Here is a 20,608-nt window from a genome sequence, read left to right as displayed (position 1 = left end):
CAACCATTTATAAATCAGAGAACTGCCACCGGCAGATACCCAGCAGGAACACGCTATGTTCGACTATCGAAAATACAGTGCATTTGAACCGATCCGTTTGACCGACCGTACCTGGCCAGACAAGACCCTAACACAGGCGCCCGACTGGTGCAGTGTAGATCTTCGGGACGGCAATCAGGCGCTGGTGAATCCGATGAGTGTTGAGCAGAAAACGCGACTATTCGAGCTGCTGGTTAAACTGGGCTTTAAAGAGATTGAAGTGGGCTTTCCTTCAGCCTCTAAACCCGATTTTGATTTTGTTCGTAAGCTGGTGGATGAGCAGCGGATTCCTGATGATGTCACCATTCAGGTATTGACCCAGGCCCGTGAAGAGCTGATTAAACGCACTTATGAAGCGATGTCAGGGGTGAAAAAAGCGGTCATCCATGTGTATAACTCCACCTCTACCGTACAGCGGGAGCAGGTATTTGGTCAGTCCCGTGAGGGGATTAAGGCGATTGCGGTGCAGGGGGCTAAGTGGGTGCAGCAGTATGCCCAGCAGCATCCCGATACGGAGTGGTCGTTCCAGTACTCCCCGGAAAGTTTTAGTGGCACTGAGATGGATTACGCCATTGAGGTCTGTGATGCGGTGATCGAACAGTGGCAACCGGAAAGTGGACGCGACATTATTATCAACCTGCCAGCCACTGTAGAGATGTCTACCCCGAACCGCTTTGCCGATCAGGTTGAGTATTTCTGCCGTCATCTGGTTAACCGCAAATATGTCCGTATTAGTCTGCATACCCATAATGACCGGGGCTGTGCGGTTGCCGCCGCAGAATTGGGTGTGCTGGCCGGTGCTGACCGTATTGAAGGCACTTTGATGGGGAACGGTGAACGCACCGGTAATATGGATGTGATTACCATGGGGATGAATCTTTACTCCCAGGGCGTTGATCCAAAGCTGGATTTCTCCGACATTATGGAGATCAACGAGGTGGTGGAAAGCTGTACAGGTATTCCGGTGGGGGTGCGGCATCCCTGGGCGGGAGAGCTGGTGTATACCGCGTTTTCTGGCAGTCATCAGGATGCGATCCGCAAATCGGTTAACTACCACACCGAACATAAAAAACAGCACTGGGATGTGGCCTATCTGCCGATCGATCCCCGGGATATAGGTCGGGAATATGAGGCGGTAGTGCGCATTAACTCCCAGAGCGGTAAAGGCGGAGTGGCGCTGGTACTGGAACGCGATTATGACATCAGCCTGCCAAAATGGATGCACTTTCCATTGAGCCGGGTGGTGCAGGGGGCGGCAGAGCAGAGCGGGGTTGAGGTTTCACCGACCAATATCAAGCGTCTGTTTGATGAACACTTTATCTCGGTGTCTGAAGCGTGGCAGTTGCATGACTATGATCTGCATACCGAGGGGCACCGTGTCAGTGCCAGCTTCAAAATCGGTGAGCAGCAGATGTCCGGAGAGGGGGCGGGTGCACTGGAGGCACTGTGCGCTGCCCTGACAACCCAATATGGTTGCAGTATCGAGGTGATTCACTTCGATCAGCATGCCCTCAGTGGCGGAACCGATGCCAATGCGCAGGCGTCGATAGCGGTTCAGATCAATGGTGAGGAGTATTGCGCGGTCGCCGTGGCAGAAGATACTTCCGCCGCTGCATTGCAGGCGATGCTGACCGCTTTCAGCCGAACCGGTATTGAAACGGTTCAGGCGGCCTGATTCAGCCTCAGATAATAAAACCCGGCACTGGTTGCCGGGTTTTTTGTTACAGAAGCCAGGGGTGTTTAGTTCTTCGCATCACTGAACGTTACCGGTGGCATCGCGGTGCGATTGATCGCCAGATGGAAGATATCCGGCCGGTGATAATGTCCGGCAACATCCAGAGCCTTACGGGAATCCCTTGCTGCATCGGTATCGATAGTGGCGTATAACACCCCTTTTTCCCGGTGCAGAGGGCCTGCTACCACGCCGCCAAAGGGTTTAACCACCACAGCATCCCCAGGGTTGATCCACTCGTCATCCGTGAACAGTCGATCACGTTCGGGAAATGAGGCGGGGATATCGCTGCCCTGTATCGCCGTTGCGGTACTCAGTACCCAGCAGCCACCTTCGCGGGCGATATGATTCATGGAGGCGATCCAGGTGTCACCGCTGTCCCAGGTGGGCGCGATATAGATGTCGATATCCTGGGCATACAGTGCGTAGCGTGCCAGTGGCATATAGTTTTCCCAGCAGATCAGGCAGCCGATGCGTCCCACCGGTGTATCAACCACCCGCAGTCCGCTGGCATCACCAAATCCCCACACCATCCTTTCCGGGTTAGTTGGCATTATTTTGCGGTGCCGGTTAAGCAGGGAGCCATCACTGCCTATGACCACAACAGTATTGAACAGGGTAGAGCCGCTGAACTCTGAGTCGATCTCGTTCATGCCCATCACCACAACCATGTTATGTTTAGCAGCGGCCTCGCAGACCGGGTTAAGATCTCCTTTGGCGATATTGACTGAATGGTTGCGAAGCTGAAAATGGATCTGATTGCCCAGAGCGATATCTCCGCCGGGCCTCAGGCGCCATATCCAGGTGGGATAGCCCGGCAGAAATGCTTCGGGAAACACCAATAACTGCGACCCCTGTTTAGCGACCTCTTCGATCGTACTTACCGCCAGTTCCAGCGAAGCTTTCAGATCTAAGAGCACAGGAGGTTTCTGTGAAATTGCCACATTGATATCCATAACGATTGCTCCATTATTGTAATTTGAGGATTGTGCCGGAGCCTCTGACGTCTGATAACAGGCTGAAAACCCTCAGCGCAGTGATATTTGTGGACAGATAATTTTGCTTCCCCTCCCTGATCTGCCAACGTTAAGAAAATGCCTGACAGCCTTATTGGAAACTGTGTGGCCAGTCTGTAAATCTTAGTTCAATGTGAGAAAGATGTTCAGGATATAGCGGATTAGCAACAGCTGACACGAACATCATCGCTGTTCGTCGGAGATACTTTGCGGTAAAAGTGTAAGACGGTATCGTTGTAAAGGTGCGGATCAATTCCCTTTTTGAGGGGCGTGATCGGTTGACTTCAATGTAGATTTTCAGGACCTCAGCGCAATGCAATCCAATATTCTGATTCGGATTCAGCCGATTCTTTTCTCTATTTTTGCCGTGGCGGTGAGTCATAACCTGTTTTTTGTGATGTTACCGATTCGTCTCAGAGAGGGGGGCTTTGAATCTGCCAATATTGGTATGGCGATGAGTATGTTCGCTGTTGGAGCCATTATGGCTGGACTGTTTGGCTCCCGGGCGGTGCTGCGGGTTGGACATATCAGAGCGTTTTCTTCAATGGCCGCCACTCTGGCAATTGTCTCGGTGTGCCACAGCTATTTTATCGATATCTGGATTACCGCCGGACTCAGAATGGTCGCCGGTTTCTGCTTTGTCACCAGTTTTATTACACTGGAGAGCTGGTTAAATGTGCTCAGTGATAAGCGAAACCGGGGGCAGGTATTTGGTACGTATCAGATCTGTTTTGCCATCGGTTTCGGTTCGGCTCCGTTTCTGTTCAGTCTCTCCAGTGAACATGATCCCCGGCTGTTTGGACTGATCGGCGTGTTTCTCTGTATCTCGTTGATTATTATGTCGATGAGTCGTTTACCCCTGCCCGAGTTGCCCAGCCGGCCCCGGCCGATGTCGCTAAAAAGGCTGTGGCAATATTCACCCTCGGGTACTCTGTCCTGTCTCTGTGCTGGCCTGATCAGTGCTGCCAGCGTTTCGCTGATTTCGCTGTATGCCTATGATCACGGTATTACCGGAATCTGGCTTTCACTGGTGCTGGGCTCCTATCAGTTGGGTGGTTTACTCACACAGTACCCGGTCGGCTGGCTGGCCGATCGCTATGATAAGCGCCTGGTGGCGGCCGGTCTGATGGCGATGGGGGTGGTCAGTAATCTGTTGATTATCGCTGAGAGCTTTATGCCGATGCCGATTGAGATGCTGGTGGTGCTGTTCCTGATCTCGGGAGGGTCAGGGGTCGCGTTATTTCCGCTGGCGGTGACCCAGGTGTTTGATCATATCGATCTGAAAGAGGCGATGTCAGCCACCAGTATGATGCAGATCCTGTTGGGCTGTGGTGGCGTTTTAGGACCGATTATTGCCGGAGCTCTGATGACTCAGTTTGCAAGTATCTGGCTGTATTACTACCTGGTGGCGGTGCATCTGTTCGTGGTGGTGTTTCTGATGATCAGGAAATTGTTTGTGCGCACCGAAACGCTGGAGAGCAGTTCAAAATATCAGGTCAGTATGCAGGGGGCCTCAGTGGGTTCGACCGTGTTGGAACCGCTGCTCAACTATAACCTTGCCGAGATTGGTGACCCCGAGCTTAAACTGCTACTGGTGGCGCTGGGACAGCAGCCTAAAGATCCCGCAATCCTGATTCGCACTGCGCTGGAAGGGTCATCCCTGAAACCTCAGGATGTGGCGATTCATATGGTGCTGGCCTTACCTAAACGTTCCGGCGAACTGATCAGGGTGTTGGTTAAACAGTTTCCCGAAGCGCGTCTGGTGATTACCTATTCACTGCGTGACCTGTTTATTCTTCGTAAGGAACGGATCAATGCGATGTTGCAGGTGGCTCTGACCGAGGGAGCCGATGACGCTGAGCGTACCGAGATAGACTCCATGCTGGAGCATATCTCCCGGGAGGTTGATGAGGAAACCGTGGTTGCTTAATCAAAAGAGGTGGCGCACAAGAAAAGCCACCGGTCGGTGGCTTGTGGATAGTGGCGGCCCGATGGGTCAGCTTAACCTGCTATCAGTCACTTTTTCTGGGCGAAGGGCCCGCTTTGGGTCCACGACCTACCCGTTTCTTCGGTGATTTTTTCTGTGAAGAGGCTTTTTTGGCGTTGGCTTTAGCCACCGCTTTCTTGTTTTTAACTTTGGGCTTCTTCGGTTTTGCTTTGCCGCTGCCTTTGCCTGGCTCTGGCTTTTTCGGTGCCAGACCCGGGAAGGTGGTACGTGGGAGTTTTTCGCCGATAAAGCGCTCGATCCGGCCCAGAGTTGCCCAGTCTAAGGGCTCAACAATCGACCAGACGGTACCTTTGGCGCCATCACGACCTGAACGTCCACAGCGGTGTACGTAACTGTCAGCTTTCAGTGGCAGGTAGAGGTTGATAACGTGGGTCAGATCCGGCAGGTCCAGCCCACGGCCGACCACGTCGGTGGCGATAATGATCTTGATCCGGCCGCGGCGCATCTCTTTGATCCGCTGGGTCCGCTCACTCTGACGCATATCACCGTGCAGTCCATAACAGAGCATGCCAGCATTGCGGATGATGCTAACCCAGTGCTCCACCTGCTTGCGGCTGTTAACGAAGATAATCCCCTGTTTCAGCTGAGGCTGATGGATCAGCGCTTTCAGCAGGTACTCTTTGTGTTGTTCGTTGTCAGCCCGATAGACAAACTGTTCGATATTCTCAGGTATATGGCGGGGCTGATCGACTGCGATCACCTGGGAATCTTCATTCAACAGGTCCGCCGCAAACTGCTGGATCTTTTCACCCTCCAGGGTGGCGGAAAACATCAATGTCTGACGCTGCAGGGGCAGTACATCGGCGATCTGCTTAATCTCATTGATAAAGCCCAGGTCCAGCATCCGGTCGGCTTCATCGATAATCAGCATCTCTACCAGGGACAGGTCGAGCCACTCCTGTGCGTTCAGCTCCAGCAGTCGCCCCGGTGTGGCGATCATGATATCGATCGGTTCAGCCAGCATGCTCTTTTGCATACCAAAAGGGACACCGCCGACGATCAGACAGCTTTTAATGCGATTATGTTGCGTCTGAAGTTCGATCACCTGATAGATCTGTTTTGCCAGCTCCCGGGTTGGGGCCAGAATCAATATCTGTGGTGCGCTGCTGTGGTCAGGATCTTTGTCGAATACTTTCTGCAGAGCCGGCAGCACAAAGGCCAGTGTTTTGCCTGTTCCGGTGGGGGCGGATGCCAGCAGATCGAAGCCCTCCATGGCCACAGGGATAGCCTGTTGCTGGATCGGGCGGGGGCTGAGAAAGTTGTTGTCAGCCAGTGGGCCCAGAATTTCCAGATCCAGATTTAGGTCGATAAAGAACATCGAAGATTACTCACAGGTTTAAAGGCGCAAGCATACATTATTTTTGCCAGTGCGGATATTTCAGCACACTGGTTTGGTCTGTTTATAGCGATGATTGTATTAATATTTTCCTATATTAGCCGGTGAGAGTGATTGCGCCTTGAGGTACTCCGCCACAACGCCTATCATTCCGCGCTGACCGGTTACTTCCGGCGATAAATTTGATTATCGTCTATAGTGTTTCACGGTGTTGTTTATATCGTTTCCTGTTTGAGAGCTGTCTTTTGTCTGAATTTATTCCCGGCCAACGCTGGATCAGTAATACCGAATCAAATCTGGGGCTGGGGTTGGTAACCAGCGTATCTAACCGCCGCGTTGAAATTCTGTTTCCTGCCGTTGAAGAGGAGCGTACTTACGCTATCGATAACGCGCCGCTGAGCCGTGTGGTCTATCCGGTGGGCGAACAGGTGCGCAATGCCGCAGGCCTTAAGGTCACCATTACCGCCCAGCAGGAACTGAATGGCTATATGGTCTATCAGGTGGAGGATGACGGAGGTGAGGTGCTGGTGCTGGAGGAGCGAGATCTCGACAGTGCGGTGCACTTCAGCAAGCCCCACGACCGACTGTTTGCCGGCCAGGTGGATAAGATCAGTCAGTTTAAGTTGCGGGTGGAAACGCTCAAAAATCAGTTTGCCCACCTGCAATCGGAAAGCTATGGTCTGCTGGGGCCACGGGTGCAGCTGCTGCCTCACCAGCTCTATATTGCTCATCAGGTGTCCCGTCGGTTTGCTCCGCGGGTATTACTGGCGGATGAAGTCGGTCTGGGTAAAACCATCGAAGCGGGGCTTATCCTGCATCAGCAGCTGATTAGCGGTAAGGCGTCCCGGGCGCTGATTGTGGTGCCCGACAGTCTGGTACATCAGTGGCTGGTGGAGATGCTGCGCCGCTTTAATCTGCGTTTTACTATTCTTGATGAGCTGCGCTGTGAAGCATTGGAGCTTTCGGACGAGGGCGTTAATCCGTTCGAAACCGCACAGCTGGTGCTGTGTAACTTATCCTTCCTCAAGTCCAGCCCGGACCGTCTGGTACAGGCGCTGGATGCCGGCTGGGATATGCTGGTGGTAGATGAAGCGCACCATCTGGTCTGGTCCGAAGAGGAGTCCAGTCCGGAATATATCTGTATTGAAGCGCTGGCCCGTGAAGTTAAAGGGTTGCTGCTGTTAACCGCTACGCCGGAACAGCTGGGGGTTGATAGTCACTTTGCCCGGCTGCGTCTGCTGGACCCGGATCGGTATTACAGTCTGCAACAGTTCCGTGCCGAAGAGGAGGGCTATCAGCCGGTAAGTAAGCTGGTGGCCCGGTTGCTGGATGAAGATGCCCGTGAGCAACTGAAAGATGCCCCTGAAGTCTTTACTCAACTGGGCAGCTATCTGGGGGACGAGGTCGCTCAGCAGCTGCAGGATGAGCTGGAAAATGACTCTCTTGATCAGGCGATTCAGGATGCGGTGGACAGTCTGCTCGATCATCATGGCACCGGTCGGGTGCTATTCCGCAATACCCGTGATGGCGTCAGTGGTTTTCCGAAGCGGGTATTGCACAGTTATCCGTTGCCGGAACCCGAGTTCTATCTTGAAAGTGAACAGCAACTGCTGGCCCAGGCTGATCTTGAAGAGCGACTGCATCCCGAGCTGATTCTGGCGGATCGCTGGCTGGAAGCCGACCCCCGGGTCGAGTGGCTGGTGGACTGGCTGAAACAGAACCGTGACCAGAAAGCGCTGGTGATCTGCGCCTACGCAGACACTGCAAAATCGCTGGAAGAGCATCTGCGTCTGTATGAAGGGATTCGTTCCTCGGTGTTCCATGAGGGGATGAGCCTGGTTAACCGTGACCGTGCCGCCGCCTACTTTGCCGATGAAGATGAGAGCGCTCAGGTGCTGATCTGCTCTGAGATTGGCAGTGAGGGGCGTAACTTCCAGTTTGCCAGTCATCTGGTTCTGTTTGATCTGCCGCTGAACCCCGATCTGCTGGAACAGCGCATCGGCCGTCTTGACCGGATTGGTCAGCGCAATGATGTTCAGATCCATGTGCCCCATTATGAGTTCAGTGCACAGGCTATCCTGCTGGACTGGTTCCATCGCGGCCTGAACTGTTTTGAACGGGCCTGCCCGGTAGGCCAGGTATTGTTCGATCAGTTCCTCGATCAGTTGATTCCGGCACTGTTTGAGGAGTATGACGAAGCGAACACCGAGCAGCTGATCAGCAGTACCCGTGCTGAAGCAGATCGTTTGCTGGAGCAACTGCAACAGGGGCGTGACCAGTTGCTGGAACTAAACTCCTGTAACCCGGTGAAAGCCGCTGCTATTGCCGAAAGCATGGAGGTGACCGGTAACAGTATCGAACTGAGCAGCTATATGGAGCGGATGTTTGATCAGTTTGGCGTTGAACAGCAGGTGCATAGCAGTCAGAGTATTATTCTCAGCCCGGGCGATCATATGCATCATGAAAGCCTGCCGGGTCTGCCTGCCGATGGTATGACGGCCACCTACAGCCGGGCGCTGGCGTTGGGGCGGGAGGATATCCAGTTCCTTACCTGGGAACACCCGCTGGTGATGGGCACAATGGATATTGTTGTGAATGGTGACTTTGGTAATACGGCGGTCTGCTCGATTAAACTACCGCCACTGAAACCCGGTACGCTGTTGTTGGAAGCGATCTTTACGCTGCACTGTGCGGCTCCGAAACAACTTCAGGTACAGCGCTATCTGCCCCAGACCCTGAGCCGTATCGTTGTTGATACCAATGGCACAGATCTCAGCGCGATACTGACCGAGACCCATATCAACAACCTGGCAGAGCGGGTGGGGCGGCGCCAGGCGGTGGATATTGTCAAGCATACCCGCAGTGAGATCGGTCAGATGGTCGAGCGAGTAGAAGCAATTGCGGATACTCAACAACCGGCGATGCTGGCGCAAGCCACAGAGAATGTTGCCCGGTTGCTGGGTGCAGAGCAGGAACGACTTAGCGCACTGGCTGCGGTGAACCCGAATATTCGTCAGGAAGAGATCGATTTTCTGGCGCACACCCGGGCAGAACTGGAGCATCACCTGCAGAGCGCTTCGCTGAAACTGGATGCGATCCGGGTCATTGTTGCGACCTGATCTCTGTTATGATTGCCAGCTATATTCCGATGAATTCAGTATAACCGGAGCAGACTTTGTCTAACGCGGAAAACTTTACCGATCTGGGGCTCGACCCCCGGCTTAGCACTATCCTCGCGCATCAGGGGATCACCGAGCCTACTGAGATCCAGGCTCAGGCTGTGCCAACGGCGATCACCGGGCATGACCTGATCGCGTCATCTAAGACCGGCTCCGGTAAAACCCTGGCCTATCTGTTGCCGACCATGCAACGTTTGATGCGCCAGAAAGCCCTCAGCAAAAAGGACCCACGGGCGCTGATTCTGGCCCCGACCCGGGAGCTGGCTAAACAGGTCTACGGGCAGCTGCGCAGTCTGATCAGCGGCTCTCCGTTTAAGGTGGCGCTGGTGCTGGGGGGAGAAAACTTCAACGATCAGGCTAAAGCGCTGGCGAAAAATCCCCATGTGGTGGTGGCAACTCCCGGACGACTGGTCAACCATCTGGATGAACGCTCTCTGTTTCTCGATGGCCTGGAACTATTGATTCTCGATGAAGCGGACCGGATGCTGGATCTGGGGTTTGCCGATCAGCTGAACCGGATTAATCAGACAGCCAGTCATCGTCTGCGGCAGACGCTGATGTTTTCCGCTACCCTGGAACACGCAGAGGTCAACAGCATGGCTAAAACGCTGTTGAAAGCGCCTAAACGGATCGCCATCGGGGCGGCTAATGCTGAACACGCTGATATCGAAAAGCGCTTTTATCTCACTGACCATCTGGATCATAAACAGGCTGTGTTAGAACGCATTCTCGACACTGAAACCTACCAGCAGGTGATTATCTTTACCGCCACCCGTGCCGATACTGAGCGACTGTCACTGTTGCTGTCGGGCAAGGGACTGAAAACTGCCGCTCTCAGTGGTGAGATGAGTCAGAGCGATCGCAATAAAATCATGGACAGTTTCAGCCGCGGCCAGCAGCAGGTGCTGATTACCACCGATGTCGCGTCCCGGGGGCTGGATCTGCTGCAGGTGTCGCTGGTGGTGAACTTTGATATGCCTAAACAGGCAGAAGAGTATGTGCACCGTATTGGCCGTACCGGTCGGGCCGGAGCCAAAGGTCTGGCTGTGTCACTGATCGGGCCGAAAGACTGGGACGCCTTCAAGCGGGTTGAAAGCTTTCTGCAACAGTCGGTTAAGTTCAGTGAGCTGGCCGGTTTAACGGCAAGCTTTAAAGGGATAAAAGAGGCACCTGCAGCAAAACCTGCCAGGCAGCAACAGAAAACGACTGAGGCACGACCCAAACGGGTTGTTAAAGCGCCTCAGGACCGCAAGAATCGCCGCGCTGCTAATCGACAGATTGTCTCCGACGATGGTATGGCTCCGTTGAAAAAGCGAAAAACCGATTAAGCCTGGCGTGTCTTCAGAAAACCAGCCGCTCAGAGCTGGTTTTTTTCACCCGGAAGAACCGGAATAATACCCTGAAAATCCGCCAGATTTTCTGCCTCAGCGAATGCCCTGATCTGAACACCGTTTTTTCCACATCGGTTAACTACCGCTACAGTACCTGAACTGCACCTCTCAAAGTGATGACAGAGCGCTTTGTAATACGTCGAACACCCTTAGTAATATAGAGTTATAACTTATGGGAGGGGACCCGGATGAAAAAAACAGGTGGTATTGTATTGGCTCTGTGTGCGATGGCATTCTCCGCGCCTGTCGTTCATGCTGGTGGCGCTGAGGTTTTTCAGGCCTGTGTTGAATGTCATGGTGCATCCGCTGAAAAGTCGGCTATGGGGAAATCACAGGTGATTCAGGGATGGCCTTCAAGCCAGATTGTCGATGCGCTGAATGGTTATAAAGCGGGTACCTATGGCGGTCCGCTGAAGGCGTTGATGAAAGTTCAGGTTGATAAACTCGATGCTGCTGCGATTCAGGATGTTGCGGAGCATATTTCCGGGCTGTAAGTGCGGCGGTGTTTTATAACCTGATTGAAGGTTTGTGTTTGCGCTTATATTTAAAACCTGTAAAAGCCGGCCAGAAAGCTGGCTTTTAATTTATATATCCTCCTGAAAATGCCCACTATTCGGCAAATAGATCTATGCTAAAGCGAAGGGAAGCAATTAGAGTTGATAAAATCTATCCTGATCCCGACGTGGCTAAACGGGAATTTAACCGTTAAATATTAAGCTATTGAGTATTAAATGATTGTCTTTACCTGATTCATAGAGAGTGTCAGGTTACAGGTTGGAACGCTTTTGCTGTTGGAGATATGGATGTTCAGAATAGCCCCCTGGCTAATCTTATTTATCAGTCTGGCTATGAGCCTGGTTCAAAGTGTATGGGGTTCAGCGTACGCGGCTGAATCTTCTCAGCAATCGGCCACATCTGAATTTTCCTGGCGAGATGATAACCTGAGTGCCACAGAGATCGCCTGGCTGCAGCAGCACCCACAGCTAAAACTCGGTATCGATCGCACATTTGCCCCCTACGAATGGGTCGATAATAACGGTGACTATACCGGTATATCAGCCGATTATTTTGCCCTGCTGGAACAGCGTCTTGGTGTTTCGTTTGTGCCCGTTACGGATAAACACTCCTGGGGTGAGGTGTTAAAAGCCGCCCGGAATGGAGAGTTTGATCTGATGTCCTGTATGGTCAAAACGGCAGAGCGAGAGACATATCTTGATTTCAGCCAACCCTACCTTTCCAGCACAGCCGTGATTATCAGTGAACAATCTAAAGGGTATATCGGAACACTGGACAAGTTGAAAGGTAAACGGGTTGCGATCCATAAGGGGCACTTTACCAATGAGTTGCTGCGGCGTGATTACCCTGAGATCACTATTATCAATCCGGCCACTATTCAGGATGCGCTCAGAATGGTTGCAGAGGGGGAGGCTGTTGCTTTTGTGGGGGATGCGACGGCTGCCGGGTTTGTAATGAAACAGGAGGGGATACTTAATCTGAGCTTTTCTGGCCACACGGACTATCAGAGTGATTTCCGCATTGGGGTCTATCGTGGCAATCCAATCCTGTCAGGGATTATTGAGAAAGCGCTGAATAGCATCACCGAGAACGAACGCAATCAGATCTTTGAGCACTGGGCAGGTCTTACAGTATCCCAGAATGGCATTGCGGTGGAAAAAATACTCAAAGTCAGCGGACTGGTTTTATTGGTATTGCTGTTTATTCTCTACTGGAACTTCCGTTTGTATCGCTCTGAAGAGGCGCATCGCAAGAGTGAAAAGCGTTTTAAAAACCTTGTCGATACGACCAATGGTATTGTCTGGGAAGCGGATCATGATACCTATACTTACACCTATATCAGTGACAATGTTGTCAGGGTGTTGGGTTATCCAATCGGCACCTGGTTTAAGCCCAATTTCTGGAAAGACCATATCCATCCTGATGATCGGGAGTGGGCGATTCGCTTTTGCGACGAAGCGGTCGCTGATCATCGTGATCATGAGTTTGAATACCGTTTTTTGACGGCAAATGGTGATATTGTCTGGCTTCGGGATATGGTCAATGTGGTGGTTGAAGATGGAAAACCCCGCTGGCTTCGTGGGTTGATGCTGGATATCACCGATCAGAAGATGGCCGATATGCTGATACGTCAGAGTGAAACTCGTTTCCGCGAACTGATCGAGAGCCTCCCGGCTATCGCAGTACAGGGGTATGACGAGAACCGCCAGGTGATCTACTGGAATGATGCCAGTGAAACGCTCTACGGTTATAGCCGGGAAGAGGCGCTGGGTCAGCCTCTTGAGGCGTTAATTATCCCTCAGGCGATGCGTGAGACGGTGATTCAGCTACATCATGACTGGCTGGAAAAGGGCCAGGAGATCCCCGCCTCTGAATTGGAGTTGCAACATAAAGATGGCAGTCTGGTACCGGTGTTCTCCAGCCATGTCATGCTACGCTCTGAAAATGACAGGCAGGAGATGTACTGTATCGATGTCAATCTGATCGAACAGAAACGTGCCCGGGCTGAACTGACCCGGATGGCGCATTACGATTCTCTGACCCATCTTCCCAACCGGCGTACGTTTACAGATCGCCTGTTACAAATGATGAAAAAAGCCGACAGGGAAGGCGAACAGGTCGCGGTGATGATGATCGACCTGGACCGCTTTAAAGAGGTGAATGACACACTCGGACACGACTATGGTGACCTTTTATTGCAGGGGGCTGCCAAACGGTTGCTCTCCTGTGTGCGGGAAACCGATACGGTTGCCCGTTTAGGGGGCGATGAGTTTCTGGTGATTCTGGGCAATATCGGTGATCTGTCTGTGATTGAGCGGGTAGCCGGAAATATATTACGGCAGTTGGGTGAGCCTTTTATTCTTAAGGATAATCGCTCTTTTGTCTCGGCGAGTATCGGTATTGCGCTTTACCCCAGCGATGCGATGACCCTGGAAGCACTGATGAAAAATGCTGACCAGGCCATGTATGCAGCCAAGGAGGAGGGACGTAACCGGTTCCACTATTTCACCCCCGAAATGGAGGCCGTGGCTCAGCAGCGCCGTCGTTTGTTGAATGAGTTGCGTGAAGCGCTCGATCTGCAGCAGTTTGAGGTTTATTACCAACCGATTCTTGATCTGCAAAATGGTCGTGTCGTCAAGGCAGAAGCGTTGCTGAGATGGAATCATCCCAGGGGACAGGTTTCACCACTGGACTTTATTCCGTTAGCGGAAGAGACCGGTCTGATTGTGGATATTGGCAACTGGGTGTTTGCTGAAGTGGTGCGTCAGTTGACGATCTGGCAGGCACGGTTCAATACCGAGCTGCAGGTGAGTGTGAATACTTCACCGGTGCAGTATCAGGATGACAATAGCAGCAAACCCAACTGGTTTGGTCATGTCCTCACGCACAATGGTGCGGCCAACCTGTGTGTCGAGATTACCGAAAGTTTGCTGATGGAGGCGGGCAGAGGTGTGGCAGATAAGCTGCTGCAGTTTCGTGATCAGGGGATCGAGGTGGCGCTTGATGATTTCGGTACCGGGTATTCTTCACTCGCTTATCTGAAACAGTTTCATATCGACTATCTTAAAATTGATCAGAGTTTTGTCTCCCATCTGACTTCGGGGTCTCAGGACCTGGTACTGTGTGAAGCGATTATCGTTATGGCGCATACCCTGGACATTAAAGTCATTGCTGAAGGTGTGGAAACGCCTGAACAGAAACAGATGTTACTCGATATTGGCTGTGATTTTGGCCAGGGGTATCTGTTTGGCCGACCGGTGCCTGCTAATGAATTTTCAGCTCGATGGCTAGAATCTCAGGTGATCAATGAGGTTGAATGAGGGAGAAGACGTTCACTAACGTTGCCGCTCCGGTCTCAGACTGGGAGTCATGTGTGGATTTTTTACTTCGACGCGATACAGGCGGGGAGTGAACAGTTAGCCTTACTATTCTGTGTAGCACTGAGGTTGTTGAGTTCATCGAGGCTGTCGCGGTAGGCTGGCTGATCCGGTGCGATGGCCACTGCACAGCTGATCGATTCGATCGCGGCAGCTGTGCAACCTGTTTGCATCAGCGTGTAAGCCAGATTATTCCAGCCTGCTGCGGGTGTATTGCTGTGGTTAATATAGCGGATGAAATAATCGGCAGCCGAGCGGTAATGTTTCCGCGCATAGTCGATATTACCCAGCCCCATCAGTGCGGTAGCGTTGTCGGGCCACTGCTTTAACGCGGTCTGATAGGCCCGGGCTGCCGCTTGCTGCAGCGCTGGGGTGTGCGAACCCAGTTGCTCAAGTTTATTGACGGCGGCGGTATAACGTAGCGGGGTGGCGGTTGCGGGTAGTTGGTCGGGGGACAGTATTACTCTGGCCCAGTGGTCTGCCCGTGACCAGGTTTTTTCAAACAGCGAGAGGTCGGTCGGATAGCGTTTGTCGGGGCCTGAGCGCAGCAGGATCTGTTGTGCATTCAGGTCATAACCGATAGCCACCGCGAAATGCCACTGGGGTAGCCAGCTGAACCCCAGATTTTGCATCACCAGTACCGGGTGTCCGGCATCCAGCTCCAATAATATATCGCTCACATCGGGCTTCAGAGGATAGACGATCAGGTTAAACTGCCGTGCCCTGGCTTCCATCTCAACCGCCAGAGTCCCCCCTTTTTTGGGTATATAAAGGGAAGGGCGCAGTTGTTCCGGAGTGGTTGTGATCTGGTTATAGGCCAGCATGGTTGCCAGTGAAGCGGGGCCGCACTGGTCATCCTGCTGTGGAAAATAGGCAAGTCCATCGATCTCTGTGACCCCCTGGATAGCAGGGTCCTCTGTTAATGAGTCGATTAGTCTCTGATTACTGCTACAGCCGGTTTGCAGCACTATTGCGGTCAGCAACAGTGCTGCAAACAGCTGAGTGGATAGCCGGTTAAGCAGCGTGTCAGCCCTGTTAGCGATTGATGCAGTGAACAAAGCTGAACAGGTCGGTGGCACAGAGCATATCGGTAATGACAAAAATCACAAACACCAGGCCGACTAACCCCAGAATACCTTCACCGGCAGGTTGCGAGGCCAGATTTGCGTTCAACTGGCTGATCTCATCCGGTGTCAGGCTGGCGACCCGTTGCTGAAGTTCCTGTGGATCAACTCCCATATCGACAAGCTGTTGTTGCAGTTCGGCCGATTCCAGCTTCTGTATCAGATCACTTTTAGTGTACTGCTGGTGTTCTGTCTGGATAATGGTCTCGGTTGAAACCATCGCGGCATTGGCGGTTACGCTTTGAAAACTCATCACAAGCATCAATGCGATAACCATCCTGCCGATCCAGGTACGCCTGAGAGTGTTGTGTAGCATCATGATCTATATCCTTTTATGGGCAGCTATTCCCCCCGGCACAGCGGCTTTATAATTAAACTGATCCAGCCGTTTAGCTAAATCACCTGAATTTACAAACAGTTGACCCTACCAGTGTAGCTCAGTTTGTAACAAGTAACGCGGTGAGTGTAATACACCCGAGCTTAAGGCAACAACCCGTAGTGGTAATGCGGCTGGTAACACCGGGTTGCAGGCATAAAAAAGCCAGCAGAGCGGCTGCTGGCTTTTTTTGTTTATTGCTGGGGTATACTTAGCCTGCAATGCCCTGCTTTTTCAGATATTCTTCGTAGCCACCGCGGAAGTCTGTCAGTCCATCTTCACGCATATCGATGATCCTGGTGGCCAGAGAGGAGACAAACTCCCGGTCGTGGCTGACAAAGATCAGCGTGCCGTCAAAGTTTTCCAGTGCCAGGTTGAGGGCTTCGATCGATTCCATATCCATATGGTTGGTCGGTTCGTCCATCAGCAGGATGTTGGGTTGTTGCAGAATTAGTTTACCCAGCAGCATCCGGCCTTTTTCACCCCCGGAAAGGACTTTCACCGATTTCTTAATTTCATTTTGTGAGAACAGCATACGTCCCAGAGAAGCCCTGATGACCTGTTCATCAGAGCCGGATTTGGTCCACTGGGCCATCCAGTCAAACAGGTTAATTTCATCAGCAAACTCGTGAGCGTGATCCTGGGCGTAATAACCGATATTGCTGTTTTCGGACCATTTTACCAAGCCACTATCCGCTTCAAGGTCGCCATGCAGCGTTTTCAGCAGGGTGGTTTTACCGATGCCGTTGGGGCCGATAATAGCGATCCGTTCACCCACTTCGACCATCATGCTGAGATCTTTAAACAGCGGTGCTTCACCATAGCCTTTGGCCAGCCCCTCAACCTCCAGCGCCAACCGGTGCAGTTTCTTCTCCTGGTCAAAGCGGATATAGGGGCTCTGACGGCTGGATGGCTTAATATCGTTGAGTTCGATTTTCTCAATCTGTCGTGCCCGGGAAGTGGCTTGCTTCGCTTTGGAGGCGTTTGCTGAGAAGCGGCTGACAAAGCTGCGCAGCTCGGCAATCTGGGCTTTTTTCTTGGCATTGTCTGACTGCAGACGCTCCTGCAGGGCTGTTGACGCGATCATGTAGTCGTCATAGTTGCCCGGATAAACCCGCAGTTCTCCGTAATCCAGGTCCGCCATATGGGTGCAGACCGAGTTGAGGAAGTGACGGTCGTGGGAGATGATGATCATGGTGCTGTTACGCTCGTTGAGCACCCCTTCCAGCCAGCGAATAGTGTTGATATCCAGGTTGTTGGTTGGTTCGTCCAGCAGCATGATATCCGGGTCGGCAAACAGTGCCTGAGCCAGTAATACCCGCAGTTTCCAGCCGGGTGCTACTTCACTCATCGGACCGAAATGCTGTTCTGTAGGAATGTCCAGCCCCAGCAGCAGCTCTCCGGCGCGGGATTCTGCGGTATAGCCGTCCAGTTCGGCGAACTCTACTTCAAGCTCAGCGACTTTGATGCCTTCCTCTTCGGTCATGTCGGGCAGGGCGTAGATACGATCCCGCTCCTGCTTAATCTCCCATAACTCCGCATGCCCCATGATCACCGTATCGATAACCGTGAACTCTTCGAAAGCAAACTGATCCTGACGTAGTTTACCGATCCGCTCATTGGGGTCCTTGCTGACGTTGCCGGAGGAGGGTTCCAGATCACCACCGAGAATCTTCATCAGGGTTGATTTACCACAACCGTTGGCGCCGATCAGGCCGTAACGGTTCCCCTCACCAAATTTAACAGAGATATTTTCGAACAGAGGCTTAGCGCCAAACTGCATAGTAATATTAGCGGTAGTCAGCAAAACAGGAGTCCATCAGTTATAACGTTGTGGTAAAAATAAGCGGACATATTGTCCCATAGATCAGCATGAATGTGTGTGAATAGCGTGTTTCTTTTTCATAATTTAATGTGGATACTGCATTGATTGTATAGCGGGTTGGATATATGGATAAAAAACAGCTTATAGCGCAGATCATCAGCCAGCTTCAGGCTGATCTGGATATGAATATTGCCGCTGCACATGAAGCCCGGGAGGCGGCCACCCATGAAGAGAGTGTGGCAGAAAATCAGTATGATACTCTGGGTCTGGAGGCGTCCTATCTTGCCCACGGGCAGTCTAAACGGGTGCAGGCGCTGGAGATCGATCTGACAGCCTACCGGGCTATGCCGCAGCGGGAAGTGACTGAAAATTCAGCCATCTCGCTGGGGACATTAGTGACCCTTGAAAATGAGGCGGGAGGGGTGAAACGATTGTTTTTAGGTCCTGCAGGCGGGGGAATTCAGGTGACTGATATGGTCGAAATTGTCACGGTTATTACGCCGCAATCACCTATAGGTCAGGCGTTAACCGGTCGCTATCGGGGGGATATTGTTACCCTTCCGCAGGGTGAATTTGAGATTACTGCGATGAGTTGATGGCGTATAATCCCGGCAACCGTTTCGCTGGGTGATTGTCAGTCCGGCAGCAGATTAAGGAATCCTCATGAGTGTTACCAAAGATAAAGTTGTGCAGTTTCACTACCACCTGACCGACGCAGATAACAGCGTTGAAGAAACCACACGCGGAGGCTCTCCCATGGCTTACCTGCATGGCCATAACAATATGATCAGTGGTCTCGAGAAGGTAATGGAGGGTAAAGCGGTAGGGGATACTTTTTCCGTCACCCTGACACCTCAGGAAGCCTACGGTGAGTTTCTGCCGGACTGTGAACAGCGTATTCCGGTAAAACATCTGCAGGGAGCAAAAAAGTGGCGTCCGGGGATGGTCGGTACTGTGCATACAGAGGAGGGACTGCGACAGGTTAAAGTGGTTAAGGTTGGAAAATTTATGGTGACGGTGGACAATAACCACCCGCTGGCGGGCAAAACCCTGACCTTCGATATCGAAATTGTTGATGTCCGTGATGCCTCAGCCGAGGAGATCGCTCACGGTCACGCCCATGGAGATGGCGGGCATCATCACTAAAACGCCGTTAAGAGCAGATCGCGGCTTAGCCGCTGGCTAGACGTCGCTTCGCGACTTGCTCGTAGCTAGAAAAAGCAAATTTATTTCAAGATTTTTATCTGTTTTGATCTTTTTCTAACAAGGAAAACGCAGTTTTCCGTCTAGCAGGGGCCGCAGGCCCCGTTCTGGCAAGCGACGATGTCGCGTCTGTTTTTTGATTTAGCCGCACAATATCCCCGATAGAGAAATTCTAATGGCTCCCTTCTGAAATCTGATTGATACTCGTTGGTAAATCAGATCAGGGGGAACTATGAAAACTGAACGTTTGGAATTTACCGGCCATGATGGCTCAATACTGGCGGCAAGTCTTGATCTGCCGGTGGGTAAGCCCAGTGCTTACGCGTTGTTTGCCCACTGTTTTACCTGTTCCAAAGATTTGCAGGCTTCACGGCGTATTGCACAGCGGCTGGCGTCGTTAGGGATTGCGGTGTTGCGATTTGATTTTACCGGATTGGGCCACTCTCAGGGAGAGTTTGCCAATACCAGCTTTAGCTCAAATATGCAGGATCTGTTGCTGGCGGTTGATTTTCTCCGGGAGCACTATACTGCGCCCCAGTTACTGATAGGTCACTCTCTGGGAGGGGCTGCCATTCTCGCTATTGCTGCTGAGGTTCCTGAGGCTAAAGCGGTGGTCACTATCGGTGCACCTGCCGATCCGCAGCATGTGCTGCACAACCTGGGGGATCAACTGGGTGAGATCTGCACTGAAGGAGAGGCCCGGGTTAATCTGGCTGGACGGGAGTTTACTATCAAACGGCGGTTTGTAGATGATATCGCCTCGGTTTCTCTGGAGCAGGCTGTTAAAGGTTTGCGTAAGGCGTTGCTGGTGATGCATGCACCGCTGGATACGGTGGTCGGGCTGGATAATGCTGCACGGATCTTCCAGATGGCTAAGCATCCGAAAAGCTTTGTTACACTGGATTCTGCTGATCATCTGTTGAGCGAGAAGAAAGATGCTGATTATGCGGCTGAGCTGATATCCACCTGGGCGCAGCGCTATATCGATATTCAGGTTTTACCTAAGTATATCAATGCACCGGAAGGCATTATCCGGGTAAGTGAGGCTGATCCTGATGGTTTTACTCAGGATATCAGCGTAGCCGGTCATCATCTGGTTGCGGATGAACCGGTCAGCTATGGCGGCAACTATCTGGGCCCGAGTCCCTATCAACTGGTGGCTGCCGGTCTGGGTGCCTGTACCTCTATGACGATCAGAATGTACGCCCGGCAAAAAAAGATTCCGCTGCAACACGTTCAGGTGGATGTATCACACGCTAAAGTTCATGCTGACGACTGTGCTTCCTGTGACACTGTTAACGGTAAAGTCGATCAGTTTGAACGGCTGATTACCCTGACCGGCGAACTGTCAGACGAGCAGCGTCAACGCTTGCTTGAAATTGCTGATCGCTGCCCAGTGCATAAAACCCTTGAAGGGGAGATCAGCATTGTCACCCGGTTAACAGGTTCCCGGGTTGAATAGGCATCCGGTTCTGACGCGCAGAAT

General features: G+C 52.2%; 14 protein-coding genes. 9 read left to right on the top strand and 5 right to left on the bottom strand.

Annotated features, from left to right (window positions below; translation table 11 throughout):
• The first annotated feature begins 55 nt into the window (after positions 1-55).
• On the top strand, positions 56-1,714 hold the full coding sequence (gene leuA / locus OCU43_RS16060; protein ID WP_091361005.1) for a 2-isopropylmalate synthase: 1,659 nt from the start codon (positions 56-58) through the stop codon (positions 1,712-1,714).
• A gap of 65 nt (positions 1,715-1,779) precedes the next feature.
• Here leuA and OCU43_RS16055 read toward each other — a convergent pair whose 3' ends face one another.
• Positions 1,780-2,727, bottom strand: coding sequence for a carbon-nitrogen hydrolase family protein (locus OCU43_RS16055; RefSeq protein WP_091361003.1), 948 nt, complete (start codon positions 2,725-2,727; stop codon positions 1,780-1,782).
• 373 nt (positions 2,728-3,100) lie between these two features.
• Here OCU43_RS16055 and OCU43_RS16050 point away from each other — a divergent pair, with 373 nt between their 5' ends.
• A complete protein-coding gene (locus OCU43_RS16050; protein ID WP_091361001.1) occupies positions 3,101-4,717 on the top strand; it encodes an MFS transporter in 1,617 nt (538 codons plus the stop codon).
• 82 nt (positions 4,718-4,799) lie between these two features.
• On the opposite strand, the gene OCU43_RS16045 is transcribed toward OCU43_RS16050, so the two are convergent.
• Entirely contained in the window at positions 4,800-6,113 is a 1,314-nt protein-coding gene (locus OCU43_RS16045) for a DEAD/DEAH box helicase (RefSeq protein WP_091360999.1), read from the bottom strand.
• 263 nt (positions 6,114-6,376) lie between these two features.
• On the opposite strand from OCU43_RS16045, the gene rapA reads away from it, so the two are divergent.
• The 4 genes from rapA (at position 6,377) to OCU43_RS16025 (ending at position 14,537) form a co-directional block, all read left to right on the top strand.
• Positions 6,377-9,250: an RNA polymerase-associated protein RapA gene (gene rapA / locus OCU43_RS16040; protein WP_091360997.1), complete on the top strand. Its 2,874-nt coding sequence runs from the start codon at positions 6,377-6,379 to the stop codon at positions 9,248-9,250.
• A 56-nt stretch (positions 9,251-9,306) separates the two neighbouring features.
• On the top strand, positions 9,307-10,638 hold the full coding sequence (locus OCU43_RS16035) for a DEAD/DEAH box helicase (protein WP_091360994.1): 1,332 nt from the start codon (positions 9,307-9,309) through the stop codon (positions 10,636-10,638).
• Positions 10,639-10,889: 251 nt separating this feature from the next.
• On the top strand, positions 10,890-11,195 hold the full coding sequence (locus tag OCU43_RS16030) for a c-type cytochrome (RefSeq protein ID WP_091360992.1): 306 nt from the start codon (positions 10,890-10,892) through the stop codon (positions 11,193-11,195).
• Between the two features lie 309 nt (positions 11,196-11,504).
• Positions 11,505-14,537 (top strand): EAL domain-containing protein, encoded by a 3,033-nt coding sequence (locus OCU43_RS16025; protein ID WP_091360989.1) that lies wholly within the window; start codon positions 11,505-11,507, stop codon positions 14,535-14,537.
• Positions 14,538-14,599: 62 nt separating this feature from the next.
• Here the strand turns inward: OCU43_RS16025 and OCU43_RS16020 are convergent, their stop codons facing one another.
• The 3 genes from OCU43_RS16020 to OCU43_RS16010 all read right to left on the bottom strand — a co-directional run bounded on the left by OCU43_RS16020 (position 14,600) and on the right by OCU43_RS16010 (position 17,901).
• A complete protein-coding gene (locus tag OCU43_RS16020) occupies positions 14,600-15,652 on the bottom strand; it encodes a PA2778 family cysteine peptidase (protein WP_091360986.1) in 1,053 nt (350 codons plus the stop codon).
• Positions 15,630-16,037 carry a PA2779 family protein gene (locus OCU43_RS16015; RefSeq protein ID WP_091360984.1) on the bottom strand — a complete coding sequence of 136 codons (408 nt, stop codon included), beginning with the start codon at positions 16,035-16,037 and terminating at the stop codon, positions 15,630-15,632. Before OCU43_RS16015 ends, OCU43_RS16020 begins: the two co-directional genes overlap by 23 nt.
• A 268-nt stretch (positions 16,038-16,305) precedes the next feature.
• Entirely contained in the window at positions 16,306-17,901 is a 1,596-nt protein-coding gene (locus OCU43_RS16010) for an ABC-F family ATPase (RefSeq protein WP_091360982.1), read from the bottom strand.
• Positions 17,902-18,044: 143 nt separating this feature from the next.
• On the opposite strand from OCU43_RS16010, the gene OCU43_RS16005 reads away from it, so the two are divergent.
• The 3 genes from OCU43_RS16005 to OCU43_RS15995 all read left to right on the top strand — a co-directional run bounded on the left by OCU43_RS16005 (position 18,045) and on the right by OCU43_RS15995 (position 20,584).
• Positions 18,045-18,515, top strand: coding sequence for a transcription elongation factor GreAB (locus tag OCU43_RS16005; protein ID WP_091360980.1), 471 nt, complete (start codon positions 18,045-18,047; stop codon positions 18,513-18,515).
• A 67-nt stretch (positions 18,516-18,582) separates the two neighbouring features.
• Positions 18,583-19,065: an FKBP-type peptidyl-prolyl cis-trans isomerase gene (locus tag OCU43_RS16000; protein WP_091360978.1), complete on the top strand. Its 483-nt coding sequence runs from the start codon at positions 18,583-18,585 to the stop codon at positions 19,063-19,065.
• 289 nt (positions 19,066-19,354) lie between these two features.
• Complete coding sequence (locus OCU43_RS15995; protein ID WP_091360976.1) at positions 19,355-20,584, top strand: bifunctional alpha/beta hydrolase/OsmC family protein; 1,230 nt, start codon at positions 19,355-19,357, stop codon at positions 20,582-20,584.
• The last annotated feature ends 24 nt before the right edge of the window (positions 20,585-20,608 follow it).

Source organism: Amphritea atlantica, from assembly GCF_024347255.1.
GTDB lineage: Bacteria > Pseudomonadota > Gammaproteobacteria > Pseudomonadales > Balneatricaceae > Amphritea > Amphritea atlantica.
The sequence above is the reverse complement of the archived record's forward strand: the minus strand, read 5'-3'. Positions and strand labels throughout refer to the sequence as shown.

Excerpts from the sequence above, each read along its gene's own strand:
- OCU43_RS16015 (WP_091360984.1), bottom strand. The coding sequence starts at position 16,037 with ATGATGCTACACAACACTCTCAGGCGTACCTGGATCGGCAGGATGGTT.
- leuA (WP_091361005.1), top strand. The coding sequence starts at position 56 with ATGTTCGACTATCGAAAATACAGTGCATTTGAACCGATCCGTTTGACC.
- OCU43_RS16045 (WP_091360999.1), bottom strand. The coding sequence starts at position 6,113 with ATGTTCTTTATCGACCTAAATCTGGATCTGGAAATTCTGGGCCCACTG.
- OCU43_RS16050 (WP_091361001.1), top strand. The coding sequence starts at position 3,101 with ATGCAATCCAATATTCTGATTCGGATTCAGCCGATTCTTTTCTCTATT.
- OCU43_RS16025 (WP_091360989.1), top strand. The coding sequence starts at position 11,505 with ATGTTCAGAATAGCCCCCTGGCTAATCTTATTTATCAGTCTGGCTATG.
- OCU43_RS16055 (WP_091361003.1), bottom strand. The coding sequence starts at position 2,727 with ATGGATATCAATGTGGCAATTTCACAGAAACCTCCTGTGCTCTTAGAT.
- OCU43_RS16000 (WP_091360978.1), top strand. The coding sequence starts at position 18,583 with ATGAGTGTTACCAAAGATAAAGTTGTGCAGTTTCACTACCACCTGACC.
- OCU43_RS15995 (WP_091360976.1), top strand. The coding sequence starts at position 19,355 with ATGAAAACTGAACGTTTGGAATTTACCGGCCATGATGGCTCAATACTG.
- OCU43_RS16030 (WP_091360992.1), top strand. The coding sequence starts at position 10,890 with ATGAAAAAAACAGGTGGTATTGTATTGGCTCTGTGTGCGATGGCATTC.
- OCU43_RS16005 (WP_091360980.1), top strand. The coding sequence starts at position 18,045 with ATGGATAAAAAACAGCTTATAGCGCAGATCATCAGCCAGCTTCAGGCT.